The organism is Streptococcus mitis (assembly GCF_023109235.1).
In the GTDB taxonomy this organism is placed as follows: domain Bacteria; phylum Bacillota; class Bacilli; order Lactobacillales; family Streptococcaceae; genus Streptococcus; species Streptococcus mitis_DA.
This window is the reverse complement of the sequence record NZ_JALDUC010000001.1, coordinates 34,092-57,522: the sequence shown is the minus strand read 5'-3', so window position 1 is coordinate 57,522 and position 23,431 is coordinate 34,092. Positions and strand designations below refer to the sequence as shown.

The window sequence follows — 23,431 nt, the reverse complement described above, 5'->3', positions numbered from 1 at the left end:
CAAACCGTGATACAATGAGAATTGTGAAAAAATGATCAGGAGACAATTCATGAAGAAATCTATCTTAACTACACTGCTTTTTGCAGTTCTTTACTTCCTCTCCATGGGGATTGGTGTCCTTTTGGGCAATCTCTTTGACCAAACTGGAAACATGTTTTATGCGCCTGCCTTTACTGCCCTTGTCGGCGGTAGCGTCTATATGATCCTAGTCGCAAAAGTTCCGCGCTTTGGAGCTATTACCACTATCGGCCTTGTTATTGCTCTCTTTTTCTTGGGAACTAAACACGGTGCTGGTGCCTTCCTTCCTGGAATTATCTGTGGTCTCCTAGCAGATGCAGTAGCTAACCTCGGAAAATACAAGGACCAAACTAAGAATTTCCTTTCTTTCATACTCTTTGCCTTTAGCACATCAGGTCCAATCTTACTTATGTGGATTGCTCCCAAAGCCTATATAGCAACCCTTCTAGCAAGAGGAAAATCCCAAGAATATATCGACCGTATCATGGTTGCGCCAAATCCTGGAACCATCCTTTTATTTATCGCAAGTGTTGTCATCGGAGCCCTAGTGGGTGCCTTAATTGGACAAGCCTTGAGTAAAAAATTTGCACAGAAAATCTGATTACTAAAAAAGAGCCACACGGCTCTTTTTTATTTATGGCTCAATTTTTTGGTCAAGAAATCTCCCAAAAATTGGATTGCAAAGATAATCAAAATGATAATGATGGTCGCCAAGATGGTCACATCGTGATTGTAACGGTTAAATCCATAAGCGATGGCTACGTTACCAATACCGCCAGCTCCAACCGCACCAGCCATAGCTGTTTCCCCAACAAGGGAAATCAAGGTCACAGTTGTCACACGAATCAAATCTGGAAGACCTTCTAGTAAGCCTGATTTCCCTAGGTTAAAATTTTTTACCCAAAAAACTTCTTTTTTCTAGTGATAAAATCAACCCTATCACACTCACTACCAAAAACACCCACCAACAAAGCCTGATATCTTGTAAAGCTAAGAAGGAAAATACAGACATCCCCAAGGGTAGTGTTAGGGAAAAAATCATACTCAAGAGATTATTACTTCGAGCTAATACATCCGCACTCAAATTAGACAGTAACAGAGTATCTAATTTAGGCATTGATTTCGACATCAAATACATGACAAAGGTTAAGCAAACAACACCTACTAGAGGAGAAAAATCTAAAATATTAGCAGTAGCAAGTAATACAAACAGAATTGCATTGAGCGATAGCAAACTTGAAAACGACAATTTCCCAAAATAATCATGGGGAATTAAGCTACCAAGAATAGCTCCTCCCAAGCTGACACATTCAATTAAAAATAGAGATTGAGCATAGCTGAGATGATAGATAGTATGGTCTAATAAGTAAAAGTGATAAATACCTCCAACAGCTCCTCCCAAAGTATTCATTACTAAAATAACAAGAATCATTTTAAACAATGATTTACTTTCTCTCTGTCTAAATATATTATCCATGTCCGCATAGATTGCCTTAACTTGTTGAAGTAAACTAATCGACTTATCCTCTACACTTACAGACAAATGCGTCAATTCTCTTCTATTTTTGAACAAAATGAGAGAAGATAGTAAAAAGAAGCCAGCATTCACAATTGCAACAAAAGAAAAATTTTGGTGACTTGTTGTGAGTAACCACACCCCTAAGGCTTGACCTCCTAGATTTGATAAATAGGAAACAAACTGAGTAAAGGAATAAGCTTCATAGAGCTTATCTTCCGAAATATTATGCTGGATAATCGGCATACGAAGGCCTGCTGTGTAATCTGATAAAATATCCGAACAGACATTAACCATACAGATAAAAGCAAACGTTACGAAGTTCTGGTCATGAATCACACTAGCAATCAAAAGAAATAGGAGACTTTGCACACAACCAACCCAGATAATTGTCCCTGCTTTATTCCGAGTATGATCAGCCTTAATCCCAACATAAAAAGTAAATAGGAAAGGTAAAATCGTAATCATATTAGCCATAAATACAGCTATATTTTTAAAGGGTAGACTCGCAGCATAAACGATAAATACCAAATTATAAATATAAGCTCCACTTGAGCTCAAAAACCTTGATAAGGTCAGTATTCTAAATAAATGATGTCTTAAAAATAGTTTCATAACAGGCCTTTCTCACATTTCAAAGAGTATTCTATTGAATTCAGTCTAACAAAAAAAGTGGGGCTCCCCACTTTTTTGTAATATATTTTTTCTGAAAATAGAAACTCTAGCGCCTAGAAACTACTAATTATCAATCCATCTACAAGGCTATTTATTTTTCATCAGTCGATGTAACGAGAATATATTACAAATCTTTATTTGAAAGCTGATTTGCAAAATAGTTTTCATAGTATCTTGCACCATCTACATACTCTAAATCTTGTAAGATTGTAATGCCTCTCTGGATTTTTTCAAGACCCTTATTTTTTACATTAAAAATAGTATCATAATACCCTTTAGCAATCATATAAATGATTTTAAGATAAGCTTGAGATTCTGGCAATTCTCGTTTTTCAATCTGAAAAACAAAATAGTCTGCTTTTAATTTATCCTTTTCCTCTATTGCTTTAAAGAGTCCATTAATCAAAATGGTATCGATACCAACTTTGTTACTAGGTAAAGAGCCTAATAAATCTGTCTTTTGTAACATCTCCCTAGAATATTTAAAATAGAGGGGCAGAGGGAACAAAGTAGAAATCGTTGAAAATAGTTCTAATTCATAATTTCCCCAGATATCAATAGTAAAAAAATAATCATAGAGAAAAGTCAGTTCTTCATCCGTTGCTCTTATTTCTGAATCAAAAAACACAAGAAGGCTTTTGATACGAATCATTTGTAAAAGATAGCTTGTTTCACCACTTGATCTATACTTTTGAGTCGTCTCTTCATACAAGGAATGGAGAGAATCAATCCCTTCTCTATCATATAGTTCCCAGAGATTTTCTTGAAAAGCCAAAGCCTTTTTCTGAGAAAAACCACGTACCAAGTACATAAATTCATTCAAATCAGAGTGGATGTTATCTAAGGCAGTAATCAATTTCATAGATGATAAGTCTGCTTCTCCACGCTCAAATTTGCTCAGCATGGAATAAGTAAACTCTCCTCCCGTAGCCTCCTGTAGAGATACATTCCGACTCTTTCTCAATTCTTTAAAAACTTCTCTCAGATTTTGCATATTGACTCCCCACAATTCTTAACTCTCTAACTCATAAAAGCAACGATTGATAGCAACCAGTACAGAGAATTTTAATTCTTGACTATAACGACAACTCTTATGAATGATGTACAGATGTCCTAGCTATTTTTATTTATGACTCAATTTCTTGGTCAAGAAATCTCCCAAGAATTGGATTGCAAAGATAATCAAAATGATAATGATGGTTGCCAAAATGGTCACATCGTGATTGTAACGGTTAAATCCATAAGCGATGGCTACGTTACCAATACCGCCAGCTCCAACTGCACCAGCCATAGCTGTTTCCCCAACAAGAGAAATCAAGGTCACAGTCGTCACACGGATCAAATCTGGAAGACCTTCGGATAGGTAAACTCCTACGATGTCCCAGAAGGTCGCTCCACTAGCTTGAGCTGCCTCAATGACACCACCATCTAGCTCAGCCAATACCACCTGTACTTGACGGGCAAAGAAGGCAAAGACTGCAAAAGATAGCGGTACGATAGCCGCATTTGGACCAATGCTTGTCCCTACGATTAGATGGGAGAAGGGTGACAAGACTGCCAAGAGGATGATAAAGGGAACCGCACGGAAAATAGAGGTAATCTTATCCAAAATCCAGAAAACGACCTTATTCTCCAAAACCCCACCTGGCGCTGTCAAGACAAGGAAGAGACCTGCAACAAGCCCCAAGAATCCTCCGATGATAAAGGAAAGAACTGTCATATAAAGGGTTAGGTAGATGGCTGTTCCCCAGCCTGCTTGACCAGCCCAGCCCATCTTATAGACATTTGGTAAATAGGTTTGAATCAATGATTCCATCTTACTGTCCTCCCTTCAATACTTTTAGCTGTACGCCTGCTTGGCGAATGGCTTCTTGGGCACCTGCTAGCGCTGCTTTTTCACCTGACAAGACCACAACTAATTCCCCAACAGGAGTGCCATCGAGGATTTCGATATTCCCATAGAGGATATTAGCCGTTACTTGGTAATGCTTGTACAATTCATTCAAAAGTGGCTCGTCTGTTGAAGCACCTGCGTACTTGAGTTGCACCAAGAGGCTGTTTTCAGACAAGTGTTCCACGATTTCTTGCTTCTCAATCTTGACCATGGCTTCGTCAATACCTGTAGCTGTTGAGATAAAGTCTTGAGTCAAAGGTTGTTTAGGATCTGAGAAGATTTCAAGAACACTACCCTCCTCAATCAAATGCCCATCCTGCATAACTGCCACACGGTTGGCAATGTCTTTGACAATCTGCATTTCATGCGTAATCAAGACAACAGTTAAGCCTAATTTTTGGTTCAAATCTTGCAACAAGGCCAAAATTTGCTTGGTTGTCTTCGGATCAAGGGCAGAAGTCGACTCATCTGAAATCAAGATTTTTGGATCATTGGCCAAGGCACGCGCAATGGCAACACGCTGTTTTTGCCCTCCAGATAGTTGTGAAGGGTAGTTTTCAGCACGGTCCGCCAAGCCAACCAAGTCCAACAACTTAGCAACTTTAGCTTTCTTTTCTTCCTTGCTGAGTCCAGAGTGTTTAAGAGCAAAGGCTACATTTTCCTCTGCCGTTTTTTGGCTCATGAGGTTAAAATGCTGGAAAATCATCCCGATATCCTGACGTTTACGACGTAACTGCTCGGCCGTCAAGGTCACCTTCCCATCAAAAATCACATCGTCGTCAATGGTAATTTTCCCTGCAGATGGTTTTTGCAAGAGGTTAATCACCCGTACAAGGGTTGATTTCCCTGCTCCAGAATATCCAACGATTCCGTAAATATCTCCTTCTTGGATGTGAATGGTCACATCCTTGACCGCTGTGATGGTTCTCTTCTTTTGATGAAAAGTCACATCAATCTGATCTAACTTGATAATATCTCTACTCATAGCTTCTAATCAGCTCCTCTACTAATTCAATATGGGTGTAATAATCGGCGATTCGCACATTTTCATCTCCACCGTGGTCCCGGCTATTAGCATTTCCTAGACCGAAGGCCACCATTGGCACCTCTAGGGCATCAAAGACCGTATGCATAGGCCCTGTCCCCGCTGTCGTCGGCAAGACTGAAACACCCTGTGGATAGAATTTCTTGGCCAACTCGATTACATTGAGAATGGCTGGCGCGCTCATATCGCTTCGATAGCTCATCTCTCCCAAGGTATAGTATAATTCTACCTTATCAAAGCCATTTTTGTCTAGCTGTTTCCGAATTTTTTCCAGAACATCATGCGGTTCTAGACCAGGAACCAAACGAACTTCTAGCTTAGCGCTGGCTTCTGCTGGCAAAATCGTTTTAACTCCTTGCCCTTGATAACCTGACTGAATTCCTTCGATATTAAGGGCTGGCTCAAAAAAGAATCGTTTTAGAAAGGCTGCGCGGTCCTCTTGTAAGAGAGGCAATTCCAAACCATAAATCTGGCTGATTTCCCCTGGATTTCGTTGGGCGTAAGTGTCCACCAAGGCCAATTCACGTTCATTTGGCTCTTGTACTTCTTCGTACAAGCCTTCAACCAAGATACGGCCATCTGCGGCACGAAGAGACTGTAAGGCTTGAAGGAGATACCAGGGAGCTGATTCCACAACCCCACCATAACTAGAATGGATATCCACATCAGCGCTTTTCACCTTGGCATCAAAGGTCACAATCCCCTTATTTCCACCAGAAATTTCTAGCTGTTCCAAGGCATTTTTGGTCCCTTGTTCCCAGACCAATAAATCTGCACCACGGAGTTTATCCGCATGTTTTTCCAGATACTTATCTAGGTCTGTCGAGGCAGATTCCTCTGCTCCCTCCATGATAAAACTGATGTTGACAGGCAGATCATCATGGTCCTGCATGTATTTTCTCAAAGCACTCAAACGAGCTGTGATATGACCCTTGTCGTCGTCAACCCCACGCCCATATATAAAACCATTGCGCACCGAAAGCATAAAGGGATCCTCTGTCCACACCTGATCCCCATCCGCTGGCACAGTGTCATAGTGGTTATAGAAAATCAAGGTTTTTGCATCTGGGCGCGAACTCTTGAAATGCGCCATAACAAAGGGCGCCGTATAAGTCTCATCAATCTCTACTTCAGCCCCCACACGCTTGAAAATCTCACCCAGATAGTTGGCGACTTCCTTAAGTCCAACCTGTTGGGCAAAGACCGACTTCTTAGAAATCAAGGTGCGCAAAACCTCAAAATAATGCTGGGCTACATGATCCTTTTCAAATTTTTCAATCTGTTCTTGTTCGCTAGGAAAAACCATATTCTCTCTACCTTTCTATGAACGAATAGTCTTCTTTACAATCCATGCTTTATACAAAAGCAAGAGGTGGAATTTTCTCTCCCACCTCCCTGTTTCTTATTACCAAACTGGTTGATCCAAACCGTCTGATGTTTCTTCGATAACTTTTTTCACGTCATCTGTGTGGTAAGCTGCGATCACTTTCTTGATAGCATCAGCCTTAGGTGATGATTCCCAATCTTTTTTCGCAACGATGATGTTGTACCATTGTTTTGAATTTTCATCAGCTTGTTCTTTGAAAAGTGCTTTCTTGTAGTCCAATTTTGCTTCTGTAACGAAGGTATTGTTTACAACAGCAGCGTCAACTGATGACAATGAACGAGCTGTTTGGCTAGCGTCCAATTCAGTGATTTTCAAGTTCTTTGGATTTTCTTTGATGTTAGCAACTGTTGCAAGGGCAGTTCCAGAAACATCCAATTTAATCAAGCCAGCTGATTGAAGCAAGTAAAGCGCACGGCTTTCGTTTGTAGCGTCGTTCGGTACAGCGATTTCTCCGTTCGCTGGGATATCTTCTACTTTAGTGTACTTGTTGTCACTTCCATTCAAACCTGAGTAAAGGCGGATTGGAGAGATGTATGTATCTGCAATCGCTACAAGGTCTTTCCCGTTTTCCTTGTTCCAGTTGTTCAAGAAGTTATAGTGTTGGAAAGCGTTCAAGTCTACTTCACCATCAGCAGTTGCCTTGTTTGGTTGTGAGTAGTCTGTGAACTCTGTAAATTCCAAAGTAATACCGTCTTTTTTAACCAATTCTTGAATTTTGTCCCAACGTTTTTCTTCAGAACCGCTACGGTTAACCGTTGCGATTTTGATAGTTGTCGCATTGTCTGCTTTCTTTTCTGAATTTCCGCAAGCTGCAAGAGCCAAACCTGCGACTGTAGCAAGAGCTGCTACACCAAGCCATTTTTTGATTTTCATGATTCTTTCTCCTTAAAAATAATACCGTACTAGTATCTCACAATTTATTTGATTTCACAAATTGTTATTAGATAGTCAGATATATAGTTTAAAACTATATCCTTAAAAACTGAGAAATCATCCACCTTATTCAGAATGGATGATTTCAAAAAATTATTTAATATCAGCTTCTGCTGGTAGGTAAGTGTCTCCGAAGAATTGTTTAGACAATTTTTCAAGAGTTCCGTCTTTGTAGAGTTCTTGGATACGTTTGTCTACAAATGATTTCAACTCATCTTGACCTTTAGCAAGAAGTGGGTAAACGTAAGGCTGTTGGTCGCTTGGAAGTTCGATAACTTTCAAGTTGTCCAAACCTTGGTCCTTAATGACTGTTTCAACACCGATTTTATCAAAAATCTTGTAGTCAAACTGGCCATCGCTCAAGCGTCCCATGATTTGTTGGAAGTCCGCTTTAGTATACTTTAGGACAGTTGGATTATCTGAGTGTTGTTTGTTGTAATCTTCTAGCTGTTTAGCAGATGTTGTCCCTTGAACAACTTCTGTTGATTTTCCACCGATATTATCAAGCGATTTGATGCTAGGGTCATCTTTTTTCACTACAAGAACGTTAGGGTTTTTAGCAGTTGGCGCTGCATAAAGGTATTTTTCAGCACGTTCTTTAGTGTAGCTGATGTTGCTAACAGCCATATTGTAACGGTCAGCATCAAGTCCTGCAAAGACTCCTGACCACTCTGTCTTCTCGAACTTGACATCATACTTGTCAGAGTCTTTAAAGATAGCGCGAACCACTTCAATTTCGTAACCAGTCAATTCGCCATTTTCTTCATAGTTGAATGGTTTTGGTGTAGCATTGGTTGCAACGATAATTTCTTTCTTGCTAGCTGCTTCTCCTTCTTTCTTAGCACCACCTGAGCAAGCTGCTAGTACACCTGCAGCAACAAGACCAAGGGCAGCAAGAGATGAGTATTTAACGATTTTTTTCATGTCATTTCCTCCAAAATAGAATACCTTATAATCTTAACAGAAAAAGACCATTTGCGCCATTATATGATATCTATCTCTGTGATAGGTTTTCTTTATGGCTAATTTATACTCAATGAAAATCAAAGAGCAAACTAGGAAGCTAGCCACAAGCTGTACTTGAGTACGGTAAGGCGACGCTGACGTGGTTTGAATTTGATTTTCGAAGAGTATTAAAAGACCAAACGCAAGACTGCAGTTAAGACCACTCCAAAGAGAACTGTTCCAACTAGATTGCGGTAGCGAAAGGCTACCCAAGCCGTTGGAAAGACTGCTAAGAAGTCCAGCCATTTGATTTGAGGAAGACTCCCAACCTTGCCTGTCACTACGCTTGAAAGAATCAAGGCAAAGATAATAGAAACAGGCAAGAATTTCAAAAAACGCTCAACGATTGCAGGCAAGCCCTTATACTTGACCAAGATGAAGGGAATCATACGGGGAATCCAAGTCACCAAGCCAGAGAAAATAACTGCTAATAAAAGATACTTACTGACCATCTAAAACCACCCCCATTGTACAACCTAGCAAGGTCGCAAACAGAACAGCTAGCGACTGAGACACCACTGTTAAGAGTAAAAAGAAGGACACCGCAACAACTGCTAGGATAATGAGCAGATTGCGGACAGGAATCCGTCTTTGCATAATCTGGAATTGCGAAGCAAAAATTCCAATGAACATCCCAACCAGGGCAAAATCCAAGCCAAAGATTTCTGGATTTGGCAGCAGACCACCCAGAGCCGTTCCGACAACTGTTCCCACAAACCAAGCCACATAGCTGTTGAGATTGTTTCCGTGCATCCACATAGGATTGACCTTGTCTGTATGGGCTAACTCGCCCATCAAAACGCCATAAGTCTCATCCGTCAAGAGACTAGACATACCGATATTTTGCCAGAGACTGGTATGACGGAAATAGGTTGACGCATGCAAACTCAACAAAAAGAGACGCAAATTAATCAAAAAGACCGTCATAGCAATAGCTGCCACAGGTGCTTGAACCGCAATCAGTGCCAACATGGCAAACTGGGCGCTCCCAGCATAAACAAAGAGGCTCATCAAGCCCATCTCAACAGGTGTCACATAGGGCGCACCAATAATCCCACAGGCCAAGCCAATACTGACATAACCAAGGGCCGTTGGCATGGCCGCCTGCGCCCCCTCCCAAAATCCTTTTTCTTTCATCTTTCTCCTCATATTGTCTTAATAATACTCAATGAAAATCAAAGAGCAAACTAGAAAGCTGGCCACAGGTTGCTCAAAACATTGTTTTGAGGTTGCAGATAGAAGCTGACGCAGTTTGAAGAGATTTTCGAAGAGTATAAGTAGGCTGAAAAGGCTCCAGCCATAGCATGGACTATTATAACACATTCAGGAAAGAGAAAAAAGTCTGCTGATTGTAATCAGACAGACTCCATTTTATTCTTATTTAATCTTGAAGAATTGAACAATTGCCACAATACCTTGATAAATAAAGACAAAGGCAATGGTGTAACTAATATAGAGACCGGTCATCAATGGGTGTCCCATCATGATTAAACCTGCTACGATTCCTAAAATCCCCATCCAAACTAGAGGGGTACCTACCGATTTATCCGTCTTACGAACCTTGAAACCAACGATAGTTTTTGTAATACCATTTGTCAAGGCCCATAAAGAAATGATAAATGGTACAAATGTTACCATTTCAATAAAGCTACCTGAGAACAAGGTAAGAGCGAGGATGAGGGTAACAATTCCTCCAAATAAATTCCAGCCATGCTTTTCTTCTGATTTGAAGTATTGTACAATCTCAGAAATCCCTTGAACTGCAAATACAAGTGCAAACCAGAAAGTCATGGAAGCCAAGCTAATAAGAGGATGTGCAAACATATTAAAACCTACAAAAACTGCAAAAATACCCGCAATTAGTAACAACCATTTCCAAATTTTCGACATTATTTTTCTCCTTTTTTAGAGTAATCTTCCTCTAGTATTCCATAAATCATCATATCCAAAACCTGTGATAATTGATGTTCATATCCTGAAACCAAGTCAGGCAAACTGCTATCTGACGAAACAGTTAAATAATAGGAACGAAACATATCCTGAATCAATCGCAGATAGTCCATAGCTCGTTTCTCATCAATATGCTCTTTCAGTTTGGATTCTGATATAAGTTTTTGACAAACTTGTTCATTCAAGTCCAAAAAGATAGCTTTCTGTGGTGCAATGTCTGCTTCCAATTCTTCTGGTGTCGCAATCATTGCCTCAAAGAAAATGTGGCTATGTTCTGGGTATTGCTGATAAAATTGGTGACGTCTTTCCATATAATCAGCTAAGGAGGGCACTTGACCTTCCACCCCCAGAAACACTGCCAAAGCTTTCTCAAAACTCTCCTGAAAACAAGTTAGATAGAGGTCTGATTTCCCTGAAAAATTATGATACAAAACTCCTTTGGAAATACCATCCACTTTACAAAGTTCATTGATGACAAAACCTTGATAGCCTTTTGTAGCAAATTCAAACAAAGCAGCGGTAATGATTTTCTCTCTTCGTAGTCTTGTTTTTTCTTCTTTTCTCATGTATTTATCTCTACATTTTTTAATTATAAACCGATTGGTCTGAAATGTCAAGCAACTTTCTCAAAAATTTAACAGTCTGCTGATTGTAGCCATCATAAACAGACTGGAATCCAGTCTCAAACATATAATATACACATTCTTCGCTAAATGTTTTCACGGATATTCAAGAGTATGATAAAGGCAGCTAGAAGAAATAGCAATAAAACAAAGCTAACTGCCAGAGTTCCAAAGCTAGTAGCAATGGTTACCAAAGCTATTGTAAATAAGCTAGGTAAAACAACTGTAATGGCACCGATAGAGGATTGAACTGCTCCCATTGACTCCTCAGGTATTTGTTTAAAAATGAGTTCCTGTAATCGAGGAGAGAGGATACCTGCGAAAAAGGCATCCAAGGCACTAAAGATAAGAATCCAGTCAAAACGAACTGCCACAAAGCCAACTAAAAGGAGTAATTGGATAATAAGCGAGGCATATAGGGCTAGTTTTATGGAGATTGTATTCTTCAGATAGCCACTCACAAGGCTTCCGACAATAAGGGCTGACAATTCAAGGGTGGATAACAAGGCAAGAGATTGACCTGTTTGTAAATTCAAAAAGGGCTGATTCCTCAAAAACAGAGTAGAAACAGGAACTGTAACATTTATCACTGCTTGACTAATAGAGATAATAAACAAAACCAAGAGCACCTTATTCATATTCCATATCAATTTTGATGATTGGAGCAGATGCTGGCAAAAGGATTTTACAGAGAGTCCTTCTTGATAGCTAATCGTTTTTTCTACTTTCAAGAGGTCTGTTTTTATGAAAAGAATACCTAAAAATGCGATTAAAAAGGTCAGAGCATTCAGTAAGGAAATAGACTGGATAGATAGAATACCTAGTAAGACTCCTCCTAGAATATTACTGATTGTTTTCACTAAACTAACAGTTGACTGTTTAAATCCAATAGCTTCTGCCAGATGGTCTTGCCCAATAATTCTAATGAAAATCGGAGTGAGCATGGCGCCTTAAAAATAACTCAATGTGTCAGATAAGAGGTTAATCAGACAAATAAATGCTACTAATAACAAGGAAAAGGACTGCCCTGAAAGTGATAAAGAAACGATAGAGTAAAGCAAAAATTTTGCAAAACTAATCATTGTATATTTTAGGACACGATGATGTTGAAAATCCGCCAAAACTCCCAGAAAGATTTGCAGAACTTGAGGAAGGGTTTCTGAAATCGTGATCAGTAAAATCGCCAAAGGGGCAAAAGAGGCATCTGCCACATAATTCAGGAAGGCCAGATAAAAAATCGTATCCCCAAGCGTTGAAATCCACTGGTTGATAGTTAATTGCCTAAAATCTCTATTTTGAAGAAATACTTTCATTACAACTCCTTTTAAAGTTCCAGTGTATAGAAAACAAGACTTGGTTTAATATTGAACTCCAAGCCTTGCTCATATTCAGATTCATCCATTATATGATGTTCATGCCGTATTTTATAATAAATCATATCTTAAAAATACCAGACCACACTATTCCCTGCTTGTATTTAGCTTCTTTCTTTTGGACAAATTTTGCTAAATCCAACAACTCTGTCGGCGGTTCACCTTTAAAGCTCAACAATTCTTTAGAGACGGCAAAAGAAAGACGTACAGCTAACAAATCTTCATTAGTACTAGAGAACTGTTTTGCTGTTTCCAGCAATTGCTTCCTAAATTCTTCCGTCAAGCTAATTTCTTTATTATTGTATAGGGAATGAATTAACATTTGTAACTGACTTTGTTTTTCCATCGTTTACCTCATTTTATCTAGGACGCCAAGTTTCACTTTTAGTCCAGCCATTTACAGTATGCTCATAATTAAACATATACTGTACGAATTCCCATCTATAAACCACTTCTGCGACTTAGGATCTGCTTGAAGTGCTTTACAAGGATAGTATAACACGAAAATTAGCTTATTTTAGAAAATCGCATATTTGATATTTTTTCTTATAGAAATTTCAGATTTGCAATTGTTGACTACTCAATAAGTTCTTTGTATTGCTTCAAACGCAATTCGAAGAGGGCTAGCAATTGTGGATTTTCTAATACTTGCAGAGATTGGATAAATCTTTCAATCTCTTTTTGATTGCTTCCTTTGGTTTGAAGGAAAATCTTCATTTTCTTTAAAAACTGCCACAATACTTTTTCAAAAACATCGTATGGACGAAGCATGCTCTCTAGCTCAGCTTCAAAAATTGGGATATAAGAGAAAAGTTTACGCTCCATGAGTTCTGATATAATATTCAGAAATCCACTTTTCATATACAATCGATTATGTACCAACTCTTTAAATTCCCTAGATTTCTCAATTAAAGCGGTCGATAAAAATATCAAATCTTGATTGCTCAAGAAGGGCATGGTATTGCAAAAGAGATAGAGTTCAAACCAGGTCCAAGACTCAATAGCATAGAGATAGATAGTCAAAAACTCGCTATCTTCTTTTACTAATGGATAGTTCTTATTTAAGGAATGGAGTGCGTTTTTAATTACAATGGCATTCAAACGACGATAGGTCTCTGCCATCTGTTCTTGCTCGACTTCCTCCAACAGTTGCTCTAAGCCAGCGATATCTTGGTGGGCAAAGCGATCCACAACCTTTCTACCAATCTGCATATGTAGGGATTCTTGATAATTGTTTAGCTTATGACCAAACTCATCAAAATTCATATTGATCCCTTGGATGGCTAGGATCAACTTATCCGCAGATAGCATAGACTGCCCTAGTTCAAACTTGGACAACTGAGAGGCTGTTAGACCAGCACAAGCCACATCTGACTGCTTGAGCTTTCTCGCCAAACGTAATTCCTTGTAAAATTCTCCCAACTCCATTCTCTCAATCATCTCACCACCTCCTATTTTTTATATAGTATATCATTATTCACAATTATTTGTCAAAATATTCTGACATTTAAGAGAGCAAAAAAGCCAGCCCTAAGCTGACTCTTTATTCCATGGTATCAAAAGCGAGACTTGGTTTGGCATTGAGGTCCAAGCTTGCAAAGTTTTCTTTGTTCCATTCGCTGACGCTGGCATAGGCAATCATACCTGCATTGTCTCCGCAGAGGCGCAGAGGTGGAATGATGACCTTGACATCTGTGATTTCAGTTGCTAGGCGTTCTCTGAGACCTTTATTGGCTGCCACACCACCTGCCACGACTAGAGTTTTAACAGGGTATTTCTCCAAAGCCTTCTTAGTTTTTGCCATGAGAATATCCAGGACAGCTGCTTGGAAGGATGCACACAAGTCCTCTGTAGACAGACTTTCTCCCTTTTGCTCGGCATTATGGTGAAGATTGATAAAGGCAGATTTCAAACCTGAGAATGAAAACTCCAGATTATCTTCCTTAATCATGGCACGAGGAAAGTCATAAATATCCTGCCCCTGATGAGCCAGCTCGTCAATCTCACGACCGGCAGGATAGGTCAAGCCCATGACACGGCCGACCTTATCATAGGCCTCACCAACCGCGTCATCTCGCGTTTCCCCAACAATCTTGTAGTCACCAGCCTCCGAAACATAAACCAACTCTGTGTGTCCACCGCTGACCAAGAGGGCTAGCAAGGGAAACTCCAAAGGCTCCACGCTCTGAGCTGCCATAAGGTGACCAGCCATGTGGTTAACGGGAATCAGCGGAAGTCCATGTGCCCAAGCAAAGGCCTTAGCAGCTGATAAACCAACTAGTAAAGCTCCCACCAAGCCAGGTCCATAGGTAACCGCCACAGCTGTTACATCGTCTTCGGTAATCCCTGCTTCTGCCAACGCCTCCTCGATGCAGGCTGTAATGACCTCGACATGGTGACGACTGGCTACTTCTGGCACTACGCCCCCAAAACGTTTGTGGCTCTCAATTTGACTAGCAATGACATTAGACAAGAGCTCATCGTCGTTTTTCAAGACGGCGACACTGGTCTCATCACAGGATGTCTCAAATGCTAAAATATATCTATCCTTCATCTATTTCTCTCTTCATGATAATGGCATCCTCGACTGGGTCATGGTAGTAGGCCTTTCGCTCAGCGATGACTGCCATCTTTTCTTTCTTGTAAAATGCTTGTGCTCGGTGATTTGACTTTCTGACTTCGAGGAAAATCTCCTTGTCTGTCGGCAATTGAGCAAACAAGGCTGATGCAATTCCCTGACCCTGATAGGTTTGTTTGACAGCGATTTGCAGGACTTCTGCCTCAAAAAGATTCTCCTGCACAGCTAGAAAGCCAATCACTTCTTCCCCATCATAAGCTAGAGCATACCAAGTCTGGTCTTGGGACAGGTCTGCTTGGATTTGTTCCAGCGTCCAAGGACTGACTGGGTAAACAGCTATCATAACAGCGTAGATGGCTTGAGCCAGATCAGGTTGCTGGTGAGTTCCTTTGATTTCTATCATAGGCGTTTAATATAAGACTCGCCAGATTCGGTGTGATTCTTTAGCCAGTTTTCCTCAGCCTCGACACGCTTGAGGTAGTTCGGCACAAAATCATGCAAGGAGTCTGCTTCCTTGTCCCAGGCCCAGAGAGCTAGATTAGCTGCATTTGGCAAGGTTTCTTTGAAATTAGTCCTTGGCAAGTGTTCTTGAATCTGCTCCACAAAGGTGCCAACTTCTCCGACAAAGGTTACTTGACTAGCACCCTTGATTAGCTCAATCACTCGCTCAAAGGGCAGGTGTGCTTCTGGCATGACAGGTTTGCCATTCTCATAAAATCCTGCGTAAACATTGTTGCGACGCGCATCCATCAAAGGAACGAACAAACCTTCTTGTTGGTAGGGCACCAGAGCCAAGAGGCTAGACATACCAACTAACTCGATGTTAAGAGTATGAGCAAGGGTCTTGGCAGTTGCTACCGCAATTCGCAAACCTGTGTAGCTACCTGGCCCTTCCGCCACAACGATTCTATCCAAATCCTTGGGCGTCCAGTTCACACTTGCCATCAAAAAATCGATGGCAGGCATGAGGGTAATACTGTGATTTTTCTTAATATTAATCGTCGTCTCGGCAAGAACCTGCTTGTCCTCTAAAATAGCGAGAGAAAGAGCCTTGCTGGACGTATCAAAAGCTAATACTTTCATAACACATTCCTATCTTTTTGTCTGCTTACTATTATACTACAAAAGCTGGCACATGGGAATTTTCTTTGCCCCCAAACAAAAATGCCTATACTTAGCTAAAAAATAATTTAAAAAATGCTCACTTTTCCTTTTCTTTTCCGAATATAAAAGTGAACAAGAAAATTGAAAGGATCCCCATAAAAAGTTTGGTAAGTCATGCTAGATAAAAAACACATTTTTAGAAGGATAAATTTTATTATCTTTATCTCTTATAGTTTGCTCAGCATTCTCAATGATTTAAACATTACTACTATCCCTTTACCAATCGATTTATCTGTTTGTATTGTTTTGTTTTTAGTCTTCAACTCTATTTTTGAGCAGAAGAATCATTAATATAAAGCTAATAAGCTCTGAAAATTCCATTGTCATGTCATTTTAGAAAAATGCAAAGACCACCTCATCTTGATAGATGGGGTGGAATTTTCTTTGCCCCCAAACAAAAATACCCCAGCAGAGCAGGGCATCTAAGCATTTAATCCAAAGTAAAATATAAACCAAACTACATAGGTTACGAGGAGGAGAAAAAGCGAGTAGAGAGTCACAAAGGTAATTTTCCACAAGAACTTGGTTTGTCGTTGTTCCAGTTTGGCAAATAGAAGATTCCCTCCATAAACGCAAGCAACAAAAACAATAAAAGCTACTAAGCGAGCTCCGATAGCAAAAGCAAATAAGTTATACATAGGGCAACCTCCTTGACTTAAAAACTATATGGAATTATGACAAGCAATAAATTTCACTTCCATTATCAACATAACACATTTTCTTTATTTTCGCAAGCGCTTACTCGGCGAATCGACCCATGACTTTCTCGTTTCCGTCTTTTACTAATCTTTCATTTTGTGGTATAATTGAAATAATTGTAACGAATCAAGGTCAATCTAGACACAAAATGGAATGAAATCAAGCAAATCTCTACTAAAAGTTTGGAATAAGCTGACCTGTAAATAGAAAGGAACTATATGATTTACAAAGTTTTTTATCAAGAAACAAAAGAACGTAGCCCACGTCGTGAAACAACACGCGCACTTTACCTAGACATCGATGCCAGCTCAGAACTTGAGGGCCGTATCGCTGCTCGCCAACTTGTCGAAGAAAATCGCCCAGAGTACAATATCGAATATATCGAACTCTTGTCTGACAAATTGCTAGATTACGAAAAAGAAACTGGCGCCTTCGAAATTACGGAGTTCTAATATGGCCTACACTCTTAAACCTGAAGAAGTTGGCGTTTTTGCCATCGGTGGTCTGGGAGAAATCGGGAAAAACACATACGGAATTGAATACCAAGACGAGATTATTATCGTCGATGCTGGGATTAAATTCCCAGAAGATGACTTGCTTGGTATCGACTATGTCATTCCTGACTACTCTTACATCGTGGACAATATCGACCGCGTCAAGGCTGTTTTGATTACCCACGGACACGAGGACCACATCGGTGGGATTCCTTTCCTGCTCAAGCAAGCAAATGTCCCTATCTATGCTGGACCGCTTGCCTTGGCTTTGATCCGTGGGAAACTCGAAGAACACGGCCTCTTGCGCAACGCCAAACTTTACGAAATCAACCACAACACTGAGTTAACCTTTAAAAACCTCAAGGCAACTTTCTTTAGAACGACTCACTCTATTCCAGAACCTTTGGGAATTGTTATTCATACTCCTCAAGGGAAAATCGTCTGTACGGGTGACTTTAAGTTCGACTTTACTCCAGTTGGAGAACCTGCAGACTTGCACCGTATGGCTGCTCTTGGTGAAGAAGGCGTGCTCTGTCTCCTGTCTGACTCAACAAATGCAGAAGTGCCAACCTTTACCAACTCTGAAAAAGTCGTTGGTCAGTCCATCATGAAGATTATCCAAGGCATCGAGGGACGTATCATCTTTGCATCCTTTGCCTCAAATATCTTCCGTCTCCAGCAAGCAACAGAAGCTGCTGTTAAGACTGGACGTAAGATCGCTGTCTTTGGTCGTTCGATGGAAAAGGCCATTGTCAACGGAATCGATCTTGGCTACATCAAAGCTCCTAAGGGAACCTTTATCGAGCCAAATGAAATCAAAGACTACCCTGCTGGCGAGGTTCTTATCCTCTGTACAGGTAGTCAGGGGGAGCCGATGGCAGCACTCTCTCGTATCGCCAACGGAACCCACCGTCAGGTGCAACTCCAACCAGGCGATACGGTTATCTTCTCTTCTAGTCCAATCCCTGGAAACACTACTAGCGTCAACAAGCTGATCAACATCATTTCTGAAGCTGGTGTCGAAGTTATCCACGGTAAGGTTAACAATATCCATACCTCTGGACACGGTGGCCAGCAAGAGCAAAAACTCATGCTCCGCTTGATTAAGCCAAAATACTTCATGCCTGTTCACGGTGAATACCGCATGCAAAAAGTCCACGCTGGACTGGCGGTAGATACTGGTGTTGAGAAGGACAATATCTTTATCATGAGTAATGGTGATGTGCTTGCCCTTACCGCAGATTCTGCTCGTATCGCAGGTCATTTCAACGCCCAAGATATCTATGTCGATGGAAATCGTATCGGTGAAATTGGTGCAGCTGTTCTTAAAGATCGTCGCGATTTATCTGAAGACGGTGTCGTTCTGGCAGTCGCAACTGTTGACTTCAAATCTCAGATGATTCTGTCTGGCCCAGACATCCTCAGCCGAGGCTTTGTCTACATGAGAGAGTCTGGCGACTTGATTCGCCAAAGCCAGCGCATCCTCTTCAATGCTATTCGTATCGCACTGAAAAATAAGGATGCTAGCGTGCAATCTGTCAATGGTGCCATTGTCAACGCTATTCGCCCCTTCCTCTATGAAAATACAGAACGTGAACCGATTATCATCCCGATGATCCTCACACCAGATGAAGAATAAATCAAGAAAACAGCCCCGAAGACGGAGCTGTTTTTCTCTATGCTTTCTTTTCTTGATTTTTAGAAATACTACGATTTTTACCTTCCAGATACACCATCAAAATAGAAATATCTGCTGGGTTTACTCCCGAAATACGGCTGGCTTGGCCAATGGTTTCTGGATTGATAAGTTTGAACTTCTGACGAGCTTCTGTTGCGATAGAGTCAATGTCATCCCAGTCGATATTGGCTGGAATGCGTTTTTCTTCCATGCGTTTCATCTTGGCAACCTGGTCCATGGCTTTGGAAATATAGCCTTCGTACTTGATTTCTGTTTCAATCAATTCGATAATCTTGTCATCCAAGTCCTCAGCAGCTGGGCCGATAAAAGCCACCACATCTTGATAAGAAACTTCTGGACGGCGAAGGAATTCCTTGGCTGTCACCGCATCTGTCAACGGTTTGAAGCCCATCTCCTCAACCTTGGCATTGGTTTCCTTGACTGGCTTGATTTTGATGCTGTCTAGGCGCTTCATCTCATTTTCAAATTGATTTTTCTTGATTTCAAAGCGAGCCCAGCGTTCATCATCCACAAGGCCAATCTCACGTCCCATCTCTGTCAAACGCATATCAGCATTGTCATGGCGGAGAATGAGGCGGTATTCAGCTCGACTGGTCAAAAGGCGATAAGGCTCAATGGTTCCCTTGGTCACCAAGTCATCAATCATGACCCCAATATAACCGTCACTGCGCTTCAAAATCAACTCAGGCTTGCCTTGGATTTTAAGAGCCGCATTGATACCCGCGATAATCCCTTGACCAGCAGCTTCTTCGTAACCTGACGTTCCATTTGTCTGACCAGCAGTGAAAAGTCCGGAGATTTTCTTGGTTTCCAGAGTCGCACGCAACTGGTGAGGCAAGACCATGTCATACTCAATGGCATAACCTGTCCGCATCATCTCTGCATTTTCCAAACCTTTGATAGAATGAACCAAGTCACGCTGGACATCCTCAGGCAGACTGGTTGAAAGTCCTTGAACATAGACTTCCTCAGTATTGCGACCTTCTGGCTCAAGGAAGAGTTGGTGGCGCTCCTTGTCCGCAAAGCGCACAATCTTGTCCTCAATCGACGGACAGTAGCGAGGCCCCACTCCCTTGACTACACCTGTAAACATAGGCGCACGGTGGAGGTTGTTTTGGATAATCTCATGACTGGTACCATTGGTATAGGTCAACCAGCATGGCACTTGGTCTTTGACATAATCCTCATCACGTGAAGTGTATGAGAAATGATTAGGCGCTTCGTCTCCTGGCTGAATCTCGGTCACATCGTAGTTGATAGAAGAAGCCTTGACACGTGGAGGCGTTCCTGTCTTGAAACGACCAATTTCGAGGCCCAGTTCCTTGAGATTGTCAGCAAGGTTAATAGAAGCCAAGCTGTGGTTAGGACCTGATGAATACTTGAGGTCTCCGATGATGATTTCCCCACGTAGTGCAGTCCCTGTCGTCACGATAACAGCCTTGGCAGCATATTCTTGATGGGTCGCTGTACGTACACCGACAACCTTGCCATCTTCCACCAAGATCTCATCAATCATGGTTTGACGAAGGGTCAGATTCTCTTGATTTTCAACTGTCTTGCGCATTTCCTTAGAGTAAAGCTCCTTGTCAGCCTGCGCACGAAGGGCACGGACAGCTGGTCCCTTCCCTGTGTTAAGCATCTTCATTTGGATGTATGTCTTGTCAATGGTTTTGGCCATCTCGCCACCGAGGGCATCAACTTCACGTACAACAATCCCTTTGGCAGAACCACCGATAGAGGGGTTACAAGGCATGAAGGCCAGCATTTCAATGTTGATAGTCGCAAGTAAGACCTTACAACCCATACGGCTAGCGGCCAAGGAAGCCTCGACCCCAGCGTGTCCCGCACCGATTACAATAATATCGTATTCTTCTGTAAAATTATATGTCATTTCTTAACCTTTCAAAAATTTCTCGTAAATAAGGAACTAACTTCTCCTCCTCTAGAGCTTGAGCCATAGTAACCCATTTAAAGTGCGTATGCTCTTCATGATCTAATCTGATAATTGGCTTCTCCCCAACCCACTCTGCTTTATAAACTAATCGAGTAAAGACAGTATCCTTAGAGGTATCCAGTTGACTATCTTCGTGAAGAAGTCTGAGCGAACTGCTATCTAGCCTAACTCCCGCTTCTTCAATACATTCTCTAAGAGCTCCATCTCGCGGAAGTTCACCCTTTTCAACCCCGCCACCAGGAATATCCCAGTAAGTTGGATAAACATTGGGTTGTCCTCTTTTAATTTCCGAACGCTGAATGAGCAAATAATCATCACCACTATGAACAAGTACATGGGCAATAAGCTTAACCATCATTTTCTCTCCTATTCCTCAAGATGAATGTGTCTTAGTTGGCCGTCCCAATCTGGCAGGGCTATTTTTAAAAAGGCTGGAACTAGATTGATACCCTTAAGCTTGTCTATGTCAATCCATTCACAGGGCTGCCTTTTCTCATCTTCCTGCATGGTCAATGGGGCATCTTCAAGCAAATCCACCAGATAATGAAACTCGATATTGTGATAATAAACACCGTCCTGTTCAAAACGATTTTCAACCACAAAAACTAGCTGCCCAGCTTGAGCTTCGACACCCAGTTCTTCCCTCACTTCACGGACTACCGCGTCTTCCGTGCTTTCATTGACTTGAATCGCACCACCGATAGTATAATACTTGCCCTTATCTTTGGTGACTAGAAGCTTGCGATTTTGAAGAATCAAGGCTGTCGCCCGAACTCCAAAAATTGTATTTCCTACTTTTGTCCGAAAGTCTTGCTGAGTCATTTTTGTCCTTTCCTCTAAACGACACAAAAACAGTCAAAACTCCAAAGAAGTGCAGGACAAAAAAGCCTGCAACATCCATGAGCTTTGACCATCATTTCTATTGCTTTTATTATTGTAGCAAATTGAGAAAATTTGTCAATCTAAATGTACTGACAAACTTGTCCATCGCGGTAAGCATTGTCAATCAAACCACCACCTAGACACTCTTCCCCGTCGTAAAAGACAACTGCCTGACCTGGTGTGATGGCGCGTTGCGGTTCTGCAAAGATAACCTCTGCCTTGTCTCCTTTGACATGGACGGTCACCTTAGAATCAGGCTGACGGTAGCGGAATTTAGCCATACATTCGAGCGTAAACTCCTCTGGCATGTCACGAGTAAAGTGAACCTGACTAGCCTCAAGGCTGGTTGACATGAGCGAATCATGGTAGAATCCTTGTCCGACATAGAGAATATTCTTGCTTAGGTCTTTTCCGACAACGAACCATGGCGCGTTATCACCACCGTGTTGACCACCGATACCGAGACCACCACGCTGACCGATTGTATAATACATAAGTCCTGCATGCTCGCCCATATCGCGACCATCTACAGTCATCATGCGACCAGGCTGAGCTGGCAGGTAGTTGCTGAGGAAATTTTTAAAGTTCTTTTCTCCAATAAAGCAAATCCCTGTCGAGTCTTTCTTCTTGGCAGTCGCAAGGCCTGCTTCTTCTGCTAGTTTTCGTACTTCAGGCTTTTCCAAATGTCCCAACGGGAACATGGTTTTTTGAAGTTGTTCTTGCGAAAGTTGGCTGAGGAAATAGGTTTGGTCCTTGCCATTGTCCACGCCACGAAGCATGTGAACAATACCATCCTCATCACGCGCTACTCGAGCATAGTGCCCAGTCGCAACATAGTCTGCACCTAAAGTCATGGCATAGTCCAAAAAAGCCTTAAACTTGATTTCCTTATTGCACATAACATCTGGATTGGGCGTGCGTCCTGCACGATATTCCGCTAGGAAATACTCAAAAACGCGGTCCCAGTACTCTTTTTCAAAGTTGACAGAGTAGTAAGGAATGCCAATCTGGTCTGCCACCGCAGACACATCCTTGTAATCTTCGGTCGCCGTACAGACGCCGTTTTCATCTGTGTCATCCCAGTTCTTCATGAAGATACCGATCACATCGTAGCCCTGCTCCTTGAGTAAAAGAGCCGTCACCGACGAATCAACACCACCACTCATCCCCACAACAACACGTGTTTTAGAGTTATCACTCATGGTAAGTCTCCCATCTATTCGTTTATTTATACCCCTCAAAATTCTATTTACTATGACTTTCAATAGAATTTCTTCGAGTATAGTCTTTTCGTTTGCTTTTAGGACTAGGCAACGAGTCGCAGGCATAACTTGAGTTCGCTCAATCAGTCTGGGAGACTGATTGAGGTTATAAATCAGACAAGCTCAGCTTGCATCTCATTTAGAGTTAACGACGTAATAAAAGATAAACGAAATGACTAGTTCACGATTGAAGGTCGTGTGTGCTTAACGATTGAAGGTCGCTTGAGCAGTATTCATTATAACATGCTTGGTTGGAGAAGACAAGAAAGAGACTGATAAT

At 41.4% G+C, this 23,431-nt stretch carries 24 protein-coding genes and 2 pseudogenes; 3 read left to right on the top strand and 23 right to left on the bottom strand.

Annotation, left to right across the window (positions count from 1 at the left end; translation table 11 throughout):
• Window positions 1-49: 49 nt before the first annotated feature.
• A complete protein-coding gene (locus M1F55_RS00265; RefSeq protein WP_247947049.1) occupies window positions 50-619 on the top strand; it encodes an MptD family putative ECF transporter S component in 570 nt (189 codons plus the stop codon).
• A 29-nt stretch (window positions 620-648) separates the two neighbouring features.
• Here the strand turns inward: M1F55_RS00265 and M1F55_RS00260 are convergent.
• The 19 genes and pseudogenes from M1F55_RS00260 to M1F55_RS00170 form a co-directional block, all read right to left on the bottom strand.
• A pseudogene (locus M1F55_RS00260) lies at window positions 649-888 on the bottom strand (ABC transporter permease); the annotation flags it as partial.
• 16 nt (window positions 889-904) lie between these two features.
• Complete coding sequence (locus M1F55_RS00255) at window positions 905-2,149, bottom strand: MFS transporter (RefSeq protein WP_247947048.1); 1,245 nt, start codon at window positions 2,147-2,149, stop codon at window positions 905-907.
• 184 nt (window positions 2,150-2,333) lie between these two features.
• Complete coding sequence (locus M1F55_RS00250) at window positions 2,334-3,071, bottom strand: Rgg family transcriptional regulator (RefSeq protein WP_247947047.1); 738 nt, start codon at window positions 3,069-3,071, stop codon at window positions 2,334-2,336.
• 261 nt (window positions 3,072-3,332) lie between these two features.
• Window positions 3,333-4,025, bottom strand: a complete 693-nt coding sequence (locus M1F55_RS00245) for a methionine ABC transporter permease (protein WP_000444647.1) — start codon at window positions 4,023-4,025, stop codon at window positions 3,333-3,335.
• A 1-nt stretch (window position 4,026) separates the two neighbouring features.
• Complete coding sequence (locus tag M1F55_RS00240; RefSeq protein WP_000085666.1) at window positions 4,027-5,088, bottom strand: methionine ABC transporter ATP-binding protein; 1,062 nt, start codon at window positions 5,086-5,088, stop codon at window positions 4,027-4,029.
• Window positions 5,081-6,454: a M20 family metallopeptidase gene (locus M1F55_RS00235; RefSeq protein WP_247947046.1), complete on the bottom strand. Its 1,374-nt coding sequence runs from the start codon at window positions 6,452-6,454 to the stop codon at window positions 5,081-5,083. Before M1F55_RS00235 ends, M1F55_RS00240 begins: the two co-directional genes overlap by 8 nt.
• 99 nt (window positions 6,455-6,553) lie before the next feature.
• Window positions 6,554-7,408 (bottom strand): MetQ/NlpA family ABC transporter substrate-binding protein, encoded by an 855-nt coding sequence (locus M1F55_RS00230; protein WP_101785593.1) that lies wholly within the window; start codon window positions 7,406-7,408, stop codon window positions 6,554-6,556.
• Window positions 7,409-7,561: 153 nt separating this feature from the next.
• The gene (locus M1F55_RS00225) at window positions 7,562-8,392 is read right to left on the bottom strand and encodes an amino acid ABC transporter substrate-binding protein (protein ID WP_061088508.1); all 831 of its coding nucleotides are present in this window, start codon (window positions 8,390-8,392) and stop codon (window positions 7,562-7,564) included.
• A gap of 209 nt (window positions 8,393-8,601) precedes the next feature.
• Complete coding sequence (locus M1F55_RS00220) at window positions 8,602-8,925, bottom strand: AzlD domain-containing protein (RefSeq protein ID WP_000253937.1); 324 nt, start codon at window positions 8,923-8,925, stop codon at window positions 8,602-8,604.
• On the bottom strand, window positions 8,915-9,610 hold the full coding sequence (locus M1F55_RS00215; protein WP_000659743.1) for an AzlC family ABC transporter permease: 696 nt from the start codon (window positions 9,608-9,610) through the stop codon (window positions 8,915-8,917). The genes M1F55_RS00220 and M1F55_RS00215 overlap by 11 nt, the downstream gene beginning before the upstream one ends.
• A gap of 240 nt (window positions 9,611-9,850) precedes the next feature.
• Window positions 9,851-10,363: an HdeD family acid-resistance protein gene (locus M1F55_RS00210; protein WP_000036821.1), complete on the bottom strand. Its 513-nt coding sequence runs from the start codon at window positions 10,361-10,363 to the stop codon at window positions 9,851-9,853.
• Complete coding sequence (locus M1F55_RS00205) at window positions 10,363-10,989, bottom strand: TetR/AcrR family transcriptional regulator (protein WP_033680841.1); 627 nt, start codon at window positions 10,987-10,989, stop codon at window positions 10,363-10,365. The genes M1F55_RS00210 and M1F55_RS00205 overlap by 1 nt, the downstream gene beginning before the upstream one ends.
• Window positions 10,990-11,132: 143 nt before the next feature.
• Window positions 11,133-12,359 (bottom strand): annotated as a pseudogene (locus M1F55_RS00200) (MFS transporter).
• 121 nt (window positions 12,360-12,480) lie between these two features.
• A complete protein-coding gene (locus M1F55_RS00195; protein ID WP_004254985.1) occupies window positions 12,481-12,765 on the bottom strand; it encodes a bacteriocin immunity protein in 285 nt (94 codons plus the stop codon).
• A gap of 230 nt (window positions 12,766-12,995) precedes the next feature.
• The gene (locus tag M1F55_RS00190) at window positions 12,996-13,859 is read right to left on the bottom strand and encodes an Rgg/GadR/MutR family transcriptional regulator (RefSeq protein WP_020901821.1); all 864 of its coding nucleotides are present in this window, start codon (window positions 13,857-13,859) and stop codon (window positions 12,996-12,998) included.
• Window positions 13,860-13,962: 103 nt separating this feature from the next.
• Entirely contained in the window at window positions 13,963-14,973 is a 1,011-nt protein-coding gene (tsaD, locus tag M1F55_RS00185) for a tRNA (adenosine(37)-N6)-threonylcarbamoyltransferase complex transferase subunit TsaD (protein ID WP_064276775.1), read from the bottom strand.
• Window positions 14,963-15,400 (bottom strand): ribosomal protein S18-alanine N-acetyltransferase, encoded by a 438-nt coding sequence (rimI, locus tag M1F55_RS00180; protein ID WP_247947045.1) that lies wholly within the window; start codon window positions 15,398-15,400, stop codon window positions 14,963-14,965. The genes tsaD and rimI overlap by 11 nt, the downstream gene beginning before the upstream one ends.
• Window positions 15,397-16,080 (bottom strand): tRNA (adenosine(37)-N6)-threonylcarbamoyltransferase complex dimerization subunit type 1 TsaB, encoded by a 684-nt coding sequence (gene tsaB, locus M1F55_RS00175; protein WP_247947044.1) that lies wholly within the window; start codon window positions 16,078-16,080, stop codon window positions 15,397-15,399. Before tsaB ends, rimI begins: the two co-directional genes overlap by 4 nt.
• A gap of 503 nt (window positions 16,081-16,583) precedes the next feature.
• The gene (locus M1F55_RS00170; RefSeq protein ID WP_049500723.1) at window positions 16,584-16,799 is read right to left on the bottom strand and encodes a hypothetical protein; all 216 of its coding nucleotides are present in this window, start codon (window positions 16,797-16,799) and stop codon (window positions 16,584-16,586) included.
• A 279-nt stretch (window positions 16,800-17,078) separates the two neighbouring features.
• Between M1F55_RS00170 and M1F55_RS00165 the strand changes: the two genes are divergently transcribed.
• Window positions 17,079-17,312, top strand: coding sequence for a DNA-dependent RNA polymerase subunit epsilon (locus tag M1F55_RS00165; RefSeq protein ID WP_000639572.1), 234 nt, complete (start codon window positions 17,079-17,081; stop codon window positions 17,310-17,312).
• A 1-nt stretch (window position 17,313) separates the two neighbouring features.
• Window positions 17,314-18,993: a ribonuclease J1 gene (rnjA, locus tag M1F55_RS00160; RefSeq protein WP_000331983.1), complete on the top strand. Its 1,680-nt coding sequence runs from the start codon at window positions 17,314-17,316 to the stop codon at window positions 18,991-18,993.
• Window positions 18,994-19,030: 37 nt separating this feature from the next.
• On the opposite strand, the gene mnmG is transcribed toward rnjA, so the two are convergent.
• The 4 genes from mnmG to mnmA form a co-directional block, all read right to left on the bottom strand.
• The gene (mnmG, locus tag M1F55_RS00155) at window positions 19,031-20,944 is read right to left on the bottom strand and encodes a tRNA uridine-5-carboxymethylaminomethyl(34) synthesis enzyme MnmG (RefSeq protein ID WP_247947043.1); all 1,914 of its coding nucleotides are present in this window, start codon (window positions 20,942-20,944) and stop codon (window positions 19,031-19,033) included.
• The gene (locus M1F55_RS00150; protein ID WP_247947042.1) at window positions 20,934-21,365 is read right to left on the bottom strand and encodes an NUDIX hydrolase; all 432 of its coding nucleotides are present in this window, start codon (window positions 21,363-21,365) and stop codon (window positions 20,934-20,936) included. The genes mnmG and M1F55_RS00150 overlap by 11 nt, the downstream gene beginning before the upstream one ends.
• An 8-nt stretch (window positions 21,366-21,373) precedes the next feature.
• The gene (locus M1F55_RS00145; protein ID WP_192855666.1) at window positions 21,374-21,829 is read right to left on the bottom strand and encodes an NUDIX hydrolase; all 456 of its coding nucleotides are present in this window, start codon (window positions 21,827-21,829) and stop codon (window positions 21,374-21,376) included.
• A gap of 140 nt (window positions 21,830-21,969) precedes the next feature.
• Window positions 21,970-23,091, bottom strand: coding sequence for a tRNA 2-thiouridine(34) synthase MnmA (gene mnmA / locus M1F55_RS00140; RefSeq protein ID WP_247947041.1), 1,122 nt, complete (start codon window positions 23,089-23,091; stop codon window positions 21,970-21,972).
• Between the last annotated feature and the right edge of the window lie 340 nt (window positions 23,092-23,431).

Coding starts and splice junctions, on each gene's coding strand:
- M1F55_RS00205 (WP_033680841.1), bottom strand. CDS start 10,989: ATGAGAAAAGAAGAAAAAACAAGACTACGAAGAGAGAAAATCATTACC.
- M1F55_RS00250 (WP_247947047.1), bottom strand. CDS start 3,071: ATGAAATTGATTACTGCCTTAGATAACATCCACTCTGATTTGAATGAA.
- M1F55_RS00225 (WP_061088508.1), bottom strand. CDS start 8,392: ATGAAAAAAATCGTTAAATACTCATCTCTTGCTGCCCTTGGTCTTGTT.
- M1F55_RS00220 (WP_000253937.1), bottom strand. CDS start 8,925: ATGGTCAGTAAGTATCTTTTATTAGCAGTTATTTTCTCTGGCTTGGTG.
- M1F55_RS00235 (WP_247947046.1), bottom strand. CDS start 6,454: ATGGTTTTTCCTAGCGAACAAGAACAGATTGAAAAATTTGAAAAGGAT.
- M1F55_RS00265 (WP_247947049.1), top strand. CDS start 50: ATGAAGAAATCTATCTTAACTACACTGCTTTTTGCAGTTCTTTACTTC.
- M1F55_RS00150 (WP_247947042.1), bottom strand. CDS start 21,365: ATGATGGTTAAGCTTATTGCCCATGTACTTGTTCATAGTGGTGATGAT.
- M1F55_RS00210 (WP_000036821.1), bottom strand. CDS start 10,363: ATGTCGAAAATTTGGAAATGGTTGTTACTAATTGCGGGTATTTTTGCA.
- M1F55_RS00190 (WP_020901821.1), bottom strand. CDS start 13,859: ATGATTGAGAGAATGGAGTTGGGAGAATTTTACAAGGAATTACGTTTG.
- M1F55_RS00230 (WP_101785593.1), bottom strand. CDS start 7,408: ATGAAAATCAAAAAATGGCTTGGTGTAGCAGCTCTTGCTACAGTCGCA.
- M1F55_RS00245 (WP_000444647.1), bottom strand. CDS start 4,025: ATGGAATCATTGATTCAAACCTATTTACCAAATGTCTATAAGATGGGC.
- M1F55_RS00255 (WP_247947048.1), bottom strand. CDS start 2,149: ATGAAACTATTTTTAAGACATCATTTATTTAGAATACTGACCTTATCA.
- M1F55_RS00195 (WP_004254985.1), bottom strand. CDS start 12,765: ATGGAAAAACAAAGTCAGTTACAAATGTTAATTCATTCCCTATACAAT.
- rnjA (WP_000331983.1), top strand. CDS start 17,314: ATGGCCTACACTCTTAAACCTGAAGAAGTTGGCGTTTTTGCCATCGGT.
- tsaB (WP_247947044.1), bottom strand. CDS start 16,080: ATGAAAGTATTAGCTTTTGATACGTCCAGCAAGGCTCTTTCTCTCGCT.
- M1F55_RS00165 (WP_000639572.1), top strand. CDS start 17,079: ATGATTTACAAAGTTTTTTATCAAGAAACAAAAGAACGTAGCCCACGT.
- M1F55_RS00215 (WP_000659743.1), bottom strand. CDS start 9,610: ATGAAAGAAAAAGGATTTTGGGAGGGGGCGCAGGCGGCCATGCCAACG.
- mnmG (WP_247947043.1), bottom strand. CDS start 20,944: ATGACATATAATTTTACAGAAGAATACGATATTATTGTAATCGGTGCG.
- M1F55_RS00240 (WP_000085666.1), bottom strand. CDS start 5,088: ATGAGTAGAGATATTATCAAGTTAGATCAGATTGATGTGACTTTTCAT.
- rimI (WP_247947045.1), bottom strand. CDS start 15,400: ATGATAGAAATCAAAGGAACTCACCAGCAACCTGATCTGGCTCAAGCC.
- tsaD (WP_064276775.1), bottom strand. CDS start 14,973: ATGAAGGATAGATATATTTTAGCATTTGAGACATCCTGTGATGAGACC.
- M1F55_RS00145 (WP_192855666.1), bottom strand. CDS start 21,829: ATGACTCAGCAAGACTTTCGGACAAAAGTAGGAAATACAATTTTTGGA.
- M1F55_RS00170 (WP_049500723.1), bottom strand. CDS start 16,799: ATGTATAACTTATTTGCTTTTGCTATCGGAGCTCGCTTAGTAGCTTTT.
- mnmA (WP_247947041.1), bottom strand. CDS start 23,091: ATGAGTGATAACTCTAAAACACGTGTTGTTGTGGGGATGAGTGGTGGT.